4 protein-coding genes and 1 pseudogene are annotated in these 9,604 nt (G+C 47.4%); 3 read left to right on the top strand and 2 right to left on the bottom strand.

Annotation, left to right across the window (positions count from 1 at the left end):
- Window positions 1-3: 3 nt before the first annotated feature.
- Complete coding sequence (locus ABSH60_RS12340) at window positions 4-1,629, bottom strand: ShlB/FhaC/HecB family hemolysin secretion/activation protein (protein ID WP_390974162.1); 1,626 nt, start codon at window positions 1,627-1,629, stop codon at window positions 4-6.
- A gap of 926 nt (window positions 1,630-2,555) precedes the next feature.
- Window positions 2,556-2,803: pseudogene (locus tag ABSH60_RS12335) on the bottom strand (transposase); the annotation flags it as partial.
- A 666-nt stretch (window positions 2,804-3,469) separates the two neighbouring features.
- On the opposite strand from ABSH60_RS12335, the gene ABSH60_RS12330 reads away from it, so the two are divergent.
- The 3 genes from ABSH60_RS12330 to ABSH60_RS12320 all read left to right on the top strand — a co-directional run bounded on the left by ABSH60_RS12330 (window position 3,470) and on the right by ABSH60_RS12320 (window position 9,604).
- Window positions 3,470-5,545: an AAA family ATPase gene (locus ABSH60_RS12330; RefSeq protein WP_390974160.1), complete on the top strand. Its 2,076-nt coding sequence runs from the start codon at window positions 3,470-3,472 to the stop codon at window positions 5,543-5,545.
- Window positions 5,538-6,824, top strand: coding sequence for an McrC family protein (locus ABSH60_RS12325; RefSeq protein WP_390974158.1), 1,287 nt, complete (start codon window positions 5,538-5,540; stop codon window positions 6,822-6,824). The genes ABSH60_RS12330 and ABSH60_RS12325 overlap by 8 nt, the downstream gene beginning before the upstream one ends.
- 188 nt (window positions 6,825-7,012) lie before the next feature.
- Window positions 7,013-9,604: a type I restriction-modification system subunit M gene (locus tag ABSH60_RS12320; protein WP_390975751.1), complete on the top strand. Its 2,592-nt coding sequence runs from the start codon at window positions 7,013-7,015 to the stop codon at window positions 9,602-9,604.

Below are 9,604 nucleotides of genomic sequence, written 5' to 3'. Positions count from 1 at the left end.
TCATTAAAGTACGACGTTCACGCGGTAATACACTGAGACACGGTCGGGCTTGAGCCAGTCCGGATAGGCAAGCGGCCAGCCAACGGTGAACTGACTGCTGTAATAGCGGTTACGACTGCCCACGCCCACGGCACCGCCCCACAGCGTGCCGGATGCAAAGCTGTCCTGATTGTCGTGCCGGAGATAGCCGCCATCGACGGCCGCCACTGCGTTGAGGGTGCCAATCAAAGGCAGCGTAAGCAGGTCGTGATTCACTTCATTACGCCAGTAACCGCCGTTATCACCGGAAAGGTATTGTTCTTTGAACCCCCGGACCGAGCTTTCTCCACCGAGTGTCATACGCTCGCTGCCGTAGAGGCGGTCTGGCGTCCACTGCCCGTAAAAGCTGGTGAGATAGTTCCAGTCCTGCGCCAGTGGCAGATAGTAGCTGCCTGATAAGGACCCTTTGTTGAACTCGGCGCGGGGTGCATCACCAGATTTATCAGCATCGCTCTCGGCGCCAAGCCAGGGCACGCCACGGCTGAAGGAAGGGTTCAGGGTGGCATATCCCCCCCACACCTTCTGGCTGTGATTTACCCCCACCGTCACGCTGGTCAGTTTGCGGCTGCTGCTTTCAAGGCGGGTATCATTGAGATAATTACGGCCAATGCGATGAGACAGGCCGAGGAATGCGCCAGTTTTCATGTCACCGTTGCGAAAAAGGACGCGGGACAGGGTCAGGCGGTGGATTTGGCTGTCACCGTCAGAGCGCCAGTCAAAGCCGCGATCAGTAATGGTGGTCAGATAATCGCTGTAAGAGTAGTTGTAATCTAAAAGCCAGTAGCCGTAAGGCACGCTGAAACCGGCCTGCACGCTACGGGCATTGTGATCGCTGGCAAAATCGCTGCTGCGCGCGCCGGATACAAACCACTGATCCGCCAGCCCGAGCAGGTTATTGGCCGTCAGTGACCCGTTGATCTGCCCGGTACCGGTACTCTTTTGTCCACTGTTATCAAAGCCGAAGCCTGCCGTCACTGGAAACTCAGGCGTGGCCGTCAGATTAACGATCGAATAACCTGGCCGCGTGCCGGGCAAAATTTCAATTTGAACCGGTACTTTACGCAACCGGTTGATACTCTCCATTCCCTGTTCGATATCACGCAGGTTAAGAATTTTATCCTTCAGCCCCGGAAAAGCGGTACGCAGCATTCGTGCATCCTGCTTCTCAATTTCGATGTCCTCCAGCTTTCCTTCAAGCACCTGCAGACGTAACTGGCCGTGAGAGAGATCTTGCTCAGTGAGAAAGGCGCGGCTGGTGATATATCCCCGGCTGATGTACCAGTCTGACACCTGCTTCACCAGCGTTTGTATCTGGCCAAGAGAGAGGCAGCGTTGAAGATAAGATGCAGTCAGCTCACGCTCAGCCTGCGCCGGCAGATGTTCAGCACCGGAAAGCGCAATGGAAGAGATGAGAAAACATGGGCCACCCGGCTGCTCCGCAGGAGGACGGGCAGCAGGCAAAGCAGGCGTTATGCTGCGCTGCAGGGATTGGCGCTGCTGACTGTTTTGTTGTAGCAATTCCTGCTGCTGTTGTTGAACGGCATCGCGATCGGCCGGACTTATCAACGCGGCGCTGGAATGAACCGGCATGACTCCCCAGAGAGGAAGTAAAAGCACCGAGTGACGGAGGTGGGATAATAATTTACAGCCTTGCACTACAGCCGAAGATTTCACTGAATTTAATACACTCAGATATTTATTATTTTTGATGACACCATAAGGGCGGAGTGATTTATTCTTTTGCGTGCAGATGTGCTTATCCATTGCGTCAGCCATGACAGTCAGTCCATGAGAAATTTACGAAGGTAAAATACGCTTTTCTATTAGCAACTCAAGTGGAAATGTAATCTTTCGTAAGGTTATTATTACCAATGCGTAATGATACTTTATTTTTGATTCAAAACAAGATAGTAACCAGGAGTATACCTGCATGCAGGTTTGATTATAAGCCTCTGTTTTTTAATGATTAAAAATAACACTTAAAAGCTATGCGCATAATACTACAGTTGCATGTTAAGACCGGGCATGGCTAAGGCTGCATCCCGAAAAAACATGATTACGCCATTAGGATTATTATTGCCGGGAGTATTTAATTCCTGAAGCGCTCTAATTAGTAGGATTTTTCTGTTACCGGTAATCAGATAATGTTTAAAGCCGGCGAGCCACTGTGCGTCTATTAAATTTTAGCGGCTGTGCGGGTTGGGTTTCCTGGCACGGGAGCCGTTAAGATGTCCGCTGGGTCAGACAAAGGCTGGTTCCCAGCCTCTGACTACCCCTATGAAGCTCGCACCGCTGCCACGCCTGGGTGATCCCATACTGATGGCGGGCTAAAAAGTACTACCGGGGCCGCGGGAAGATAATCTGGATGAAATGCCGGGGAAGGTGACGATGAAATAACAAAAAACCAGAGCAACAATTAGCACAATCACTGAGAGGTTGGCGGCAATTTCAGCTTTACCCAAGCCACAATACTGCGCGCAAAACCGATATAATAACAGACGGAATTCCTGGCAGTGCTTCCGCCCAAGAGCCACCTGAAGCGCCTCCTTATCCAGCATGGCTTCGGCAAGCAGCTTCTTGAATCTGGCGTTCTCTTCCTCAACCGACTTCAGGCACTTAACCTCAGGCACCTTCATAACGCCATACTTCTTACACCATGTGTAAAACGTGGCATCGGAAATGGCGTGTTTTCGGCAGAGTTCACGGGTGGAGACTCCCGCTTCAGCTTCGCGGAGAATATGATGAGCTGTTGGCCGGAAAACACTTCTTCAGGGGGATGTCCTCATGTGGCTTATGAAGACATTACTCACATCGGGGTGTACTCATTAACGGGGAGCAGGTAAGTGGTAAAATTATTGCTGTTGCTGTCACCGACGTGCCAGTAAAGAAAACATCTGAAATTTCTGGCAGGGAATATTTTACCGCGTGTGTTCGTCAGGTGGTTTTAATGATTGGGAGTGAACGATGGATCCCCCTTGATTGATCTTTCGAAGGGATCATTTAAGAAAAGCTGGCTAAGGAACGACGCCAGTTTATCAAGCCATTGATTTATTATTCAGCGGAAGATCAGTACCTTTCCGATTTCATACTCACAGATGTCAATGGTGCATACTTCGTTCCGCTCAAAGTATGGGGGCGTGATAATGAAGATTATTTACAGCAAGGGTTGTGAAAGAAGAATGGTATCAGCAGAGGTTTGGCGACGCTTGGTGGTCATGGGACGCAGTAAGGGATCCGAGAGGCAAAAAATATCAACCTTCCCACAGTGAAAGGTATACTACGAATCCAGATACCCTATCGAGAAAGAGTCTTAGGGAGGTATGCAAGCTGCAGATATTTATCTACCCGCCCTCATGGATTAACTAAATGCAGTTAGAATGCATCATCTTAGTCAAAGAATAAGCAATGTCACAGCAGAGGAAAACTCACGATGGATCTTGTGGATAGTGTCGAAGCAGGCAAGCTGACGATCAGTGAATTGATTGATACCCTGGCGAAAGATAAAAATTACGCAGCTTCAAAGTGGGATCAGCGATACCGCGAATTTACGACCTTGCTACAGCAAACCTCAACTTTTACTGAGCCTGAAACGGATGATTTGGTCAAACGGCTTTGGTATGAACGTGGCAACGGTATTGCCAGTATTCGCCAGGGTGTTCCGTCTTTAGCGGAATATCAGCAAAGCCTGCCACTGCTCAGAGAATTAACCGAGCGTATTCGTCAGCAGCCGAATGAAACAACCTACCAATATGTTGGCGATGCTCTAAAGCAGGCCAAAGAGACCGGACTTCTGAAACGTATGTATTGGAGTTTGAGAAATCGTGTCTTTGCCGCGTTTTCGCCAGAAACCTGCACCAGTACAGTGGATGAGAATGCGTTTACTAAAGCGGCAGATTTTCTGAATAAGAAATTCCACCTCGGTTTGGCACTGAACGGTAATTGGTTGCGGAAAAACAATGAATTGAAGCATGCCATACACGCCCAATCTCCCAATGCAGATCCTTATTACGTGAATATGGCTATTTGGCATCTCTATGAATTATTACGCGAACGCGATAATGAACAGAGACAGGAGAAAGCCTCGAGCAAAATATCCACATCCAACACCCAGTTGACGGATATTAAACCCCATGCGCATTCCCCAACTAACGTGATCTACTTTGGTCCACCAGGCACTGGCAAGACCTTCACATTGCAGCAAAAGATGAACGAATACACCTCTCATGCTGTACCAGCCGATCATGATGCCTGGCTGGATTCTCGCCTTGAATCGTTGAACTGGATGCAAGTCATAACCCTGGTACTGCTCGATCTTGGTAAACTAGCAAAAGTTCGCCAAATTATTGAGCATACTTGGTTTCAACGTAAGGCATTATTAAATGGTCGTAATGGCAATTTATCGAATACTGCCTGGGCTGCTTTGCAATCCTATACCGTTCCCGAGTCGTTAACCGTTGATTATAAGAATCGTCGTGAACCTGCCGTATTTAACAAAACAGATAATAGCGAATGGTTGCTAGTTGATTCACAGCTCGAGCAAGTGGAGGATTTGGTAGAACTCTACGCCGAACTTAAAAGCGGCCCTAAATCTGCCGAATCCATCCAGCGATTTGCGGTGGTTACTTTCCACCAATCTTACGGCTATGAAGAATTTATTGAAGGTATCCGCGCTCGCTCAGACGAAAGTGGCAATATCTCTTACCCTATTGAGCCGGGTATCTTTATGCGCCTGTGTCAGCGTGCCAATGTCGATCCAGCACATCGTTACGCCATTTTCATTGATGAGATCAATCGCGGCAACATCTCCAAGATCTTTGGCGAGCTGATTTCGCTCATTGAAGTAGACAAGCGTGCGGGTATGTCCAATGCAATGAGCCTGCAACTGTCTTATAGCGGTGATCACTTCAGTGTACCTGGCAATGTCGACATCATCGGAGCCATGAACACTGCGGATCGTTCTTTAGCTCTGATGGACACAGCTTTGCGCCGTCGCTTTGACTTTGTCGAGATGATGCCTGATCTCTCTTTTCTGAGTGGAAGTAAGGTGAAAGGCATAGAACTCGAATCGTTGTTAGAGAAACTCAACAGCCGTATCGAAGCGCTTTACGATCGAGAACATACGCTAGGGCATGCGTTCTTTATGCCGGTAAAAAATGCACTCGATGCAGGTGATGAAGAAGCTGCGTTTAAACAATTGAAGATCGCATTCCAGAAAAAGATCATTCCGCTGTTGCAGGAATACTTTTTCGATGACTGGAACAAGATCAGGCTGGTGCTGGCAGACAACCAAAAGCAAGACGACAGCTTGCAATTCGTGATTGAGAAAACCGACGATCTGGATACGCTTTTTGGTAACAATCATGCTTTACGACGCCATGATCAGCAATGGACAGCTTACGAGCTCGAAGCATTCGATCAAGAGATCTGGAACAGGCCACAGGCTTACCGTGCTATTTACCAACCCCAACAGGCCACTCTTGATGAGCAGGCTGTAAACTATGGGTAAAGTGATCTCTGTTTTTGAATATGACTTGTTAGGAAGTGAAGATTCAGCCCCAGTTGGAGCAAAGCACTTAAGTCCAGAAGTCTTTGCCTACTTGGAGGAACTTAGCCTAACAAGCATTCAAGGAAGCCAGTTTCTCAAACTCACCTCACGCTCAGGTTTTAAATTGCTTCAGGTGCAAAACTACGCGGGGATCCTTTCTACGCCTCACGGTCTACAACTTGAGATATTGCCTAAGGTTGGTAAAAACCTCACTACTGCGAGTGCGCGAGAAACATTCATCACGATGCTAAGTCACTTGCCTGGGTTTCGACATATTCAAACCCAGCAGGCCACTCTTCAGGCACAGCGCATGCCTTTGCTCGAGATTTTTATCAGCCAGTTTTTGCAAAGCGTCAGCCAATTGCTTAAACAAGGTTTACGATCCGACTATGTGAGCGAGCAAGGTAATCTGTCTTTTATGAAGGGCAAGCTGATGCTTTCCGCGCAGTTGCGGCATAACGTGGTGAATCGTCATAAGTTTTGTGTCGATTATGATGACTACATGCCGGATTGTTCAGCCCATCGGCTCTTACATTCAGCGCTGGATAAGCTACTTAGCCTGAAGCTTTCATCTGAGAATCAACGCTGGCTTTACGAACTGCGCTTTGCTTTTGACGGTATTCCACTGAGTCGGGATATTGAAAGCGATATAAACAGCCTACGCATTGAGCGTGGTATGGCTCATTACAGCGAGCCAATGGCCTGGGCACAGTTGATCCTCAGAGGGATGAGCCCAAGTGCCTTGCAGGGAAACACCAAAGCGATATCACTTTTGTTCCCTATGGAAGCGGTATTTGAATCCTTTGTTGCACAAACCCTTCCCGACGAACTCCCTCCTCACCTTAAAGTTAAGCCACAGGCTGCCATTTATTCCTTGGTGAAGCATGGGCTTAACGACTGCTTTAAACTTCGCCCAGATATGTTGATTCAATCGCACCAACCGGTTCAAACCAAAATGGTGATGGATACAAAATGGAAGCTGGTGAATAGCAGCCAGCAAAAAAAATCATTGTATGGACTGGCACAATCCGACTTCTATCAAATGTTTGCCTACGGCCAAAAGTATCTTAATGGGACTGGCGAAATGTACCTGATCTATCCTGCACATGATGACTTTAACCAACCAATACAGCAGCACTTTGCTTTTTCAGACACCTTAAAATTATGGGTTGTGCCATACCAGATAACAGCAAAGCGCGGGGAGAGGATGATGTGGGCGAGTGATGTGTCCAATATATAGTTACTAAGCCCGTTGGAATGGGTCAGTCCAAAACATCGAAGCTGTCTCAGATAAAGTTGGCAGGCTTGGTAGGAATCGATACTGCAGATTCGAAAGCCCTGCCGCTAGCAAGGAGCTCTTATCAAACGTACAATCAAAACCCTAAAATAGCCCTTTCCAAAAAAGAATTGCTTTTAACAGGACTTACAGTGAATAAACAGCAGCTTGCAGCAAAAATCTGGGAATCCGCCAACCAGATGCGATCTAAAATTGAAGCCAACGAATACAAAGATTACATACTCGGTTTCATCTTCTACAAATACCTAAGCGACCAGCTGGTGCAGTTTGTCACCAGACAGGGTATGACGCCCGAAGACATCAAAGCCCTCAATGAAGAAGACGCCGACACCGTTAAATACGTGCAAGACAACCTGGGCTACTTTATAGCCTACGATAATCTGTTTTCTACATGGGTTGATCCAAAATCCGAATTTGCTGAATCTAACGTGCGTGATGCACTCTCGGCCTTTAGTCGTTTGATTTCGCCTACTTACAAAAAACTGTTTGAAGGCATTTTTACCACCTTAGAAACTGGCTTAAGCAAACTGGGCGAAAGTGCTGGCAAACGTACCAAAGCCATCAGCGACTTACTACACCTGATCAAAAGCATCCCCATGAATAGTAATCAAGGGTATGACGTACTGGGCTACATTTACGAATACCTGATTGAAAAATTTGCCGCCAATGCTGGTAAAAAAGCCGGTGAGTTTTACACGCCTCATGAAGTCTCGGTGCTCATGTCGAACATCATCGCCCATGAGTTAAAACACAAAGATACCATCAAAATTTACGACCCTACTTCTGGCTCTGGTTCGTTGCTGATCAATATCGGTGAAGCGGTCGAGAAATACGCTAAAAACAAAGACAGCATCACCTATTTCGCGCAAGAGTTAAAAGCCAACACCTACAACCTAACCCGTATGAACCTCATCATGCGTGGTATCAAAGCCAGCAACATTAAAACCCGTAATGGCGATACCTTAGAAGACGATTGGCCGTATTTTGATGAAAGCGATCCGCAAGGCTCGTACTACGCCTTGCATGTCGATGCAGTGGTGTCCAACCCGCCTTACTCACAAAACTGGGACCCCAGCTTTAAAGACAGCGATCCACGCTATTCACGTTTTGGCCTGGCACCTAAAACCAAAGCCGATTTTGCTTTTTTGCTGCACGACCTCTACCACCTAAAACCCGATGGCATTATGGCTATCGTACTGCCCCATGGTGTCTTGTTCCGCGGCGGTGAAGAAGGTCAAATTCGTAAGCAACTCATTGAGCAGAATCATATTGATACTGTTATTGGTTTACCGGCAAATATCTTTTTTGGCACCAGCATTCCAACGGTAATTTTAGTACTCAAACAAAAACGCCAAAACACCGATGTATTGGTGGTCGATGCCTCCAGACACTTTATTAAAGAAGGCAAAAGCAACAAACTGCAAGCCAGTGATATCAAGCGCATTACTGATGCGGTGATTAACCGTGAAAGTATCGACAAGTTCTCGCAACTGGTGAGCAAACAAACCCTGGTCGACAACGGCTACAACCTCAATATACCGCGCTATGTAGATTCCTCTGCGGCGGCGCAAAGCTGGGATTTACACGCCACCATGCTCGGCGGCATCCCCAACAGCGAAATTGCCGAGCTGCATCATTTTTGGCAAGCCTTCCCGCAATTGCACGGTGCCCTGTTTAAGCCAAAATCCGCCGCCTACAGTGAGCTGGCCATTGCCAAACAAGGCGTCAACGCCAGCATTAGTGGGCACCCGCAAGTGTTGGCGTTTATCAGCACCTACAACCAAGCCTTCAATGGCTTTGATGACCAGCTAAACGCCCAGTTAATACAAAACTGGGAAAGCGTAACGCGTAACCAACAAGAGGCGGCATTAAGTGCCGAGCTATTTGCTCGTTTAGCCCCGATTGCCTTAATCGACAAATACCAGGCTTACCAATTTCTAAACAACCAATGGCAGCTCATCAGCGCCGATTTAGAGATGATGCAAACCGAAGGCTTTGCCGCCACCAAACAAGTTGACCCTAATATCGTCATCAAGAAGAAAGACGGCAAAGACACCGAAGTACAAGACGGTTGGAAAGGCCACATACTGCCCTTTGATTTAGTGCAACAAACTTATTTAAATGATGACTTACAGGCCCTGGCAGCTCAAGAAGCCAGGCTGGCAGAAATCGCCAGCCTGCTGGAAGAAATTTTAGAATCCCTAACCGAAGAAGAAAAAGAACAAGATACGGTAAAAGAAAGCAAAGACGGCTTTGCCAATGCCGAAGTCGGTAAGGCAGCCAAAGCCTTCTTGAAAGAGCAAAAAGATGCCAAAACTAAATTTGCCGAAGACAGCTATGAAGCCAAAATCATTCGTGCGAACAAATTAATTGATGAAGAAAAAAACCTAAAAAAAACGGTCAAAGATGCCGCCACTGCCCTGCACTTAAAAACGAAAACAACTATCGAAGCCTTAACCGATGAACAAGTGAACAACCTGCTGCACCTTAAATGGATTGCGCCATTAAGCACCGAACTTGCCGCTATGCCAAACACCGTGATTAGCCAACTGACTAGCCAAGTGCAAGCCCTTGCCGATAAATATGCCGTTACTTACTCACAAGTTGCCAATGAGATAAAAAACACCGAGCAAAAATTGGCGGAAATGATGGGTGAACTCACGGGTAATGAGTTTGATATGCAAGGCTTGGCTGAACTCACCAACTTATTGAAGGGTGAATAA

Origin of the sequence: Rahnella sp. R3(2024) (genome assembly GCF_042920125.1) — a bacterium.
GTDB classification, from domain to species: Bacteria; Pseudomonadota; Gammaproteobacteria; order Enterobacterales; family Enterobacteriaceae; genus Rahnella; species Rahnella rivi.
This window is presented reverse-complemented; position numbering and strand designations above follow the sequence as displayed.

Bases quoted from the DNA above. Each gene is read 5' to 3' on its own strand.
- ABSH60_RS12325 (WP_390974158.1), top strand. From the start codon at position 5,538: ATGGGTAAAGTGATCTCTGTTTTTGAATATGACTTGTTAGGAAGTGAA.
- ABSH60_RS12330 (WP_390974160.1), top strand. From the start codon at position 3,470: ATGGATCTTGTGGATAGTGTCGAAGCAGGCAAGCTGACGATCAGTGAA.
- ABSH60_RS12340 (WP_390974162.1), bottom strand. From the start codon at position 1,629: ATGCCGGTTCATTCCAGCGCCGCGTTGATAAGTCCGGCCGATCGCGAT.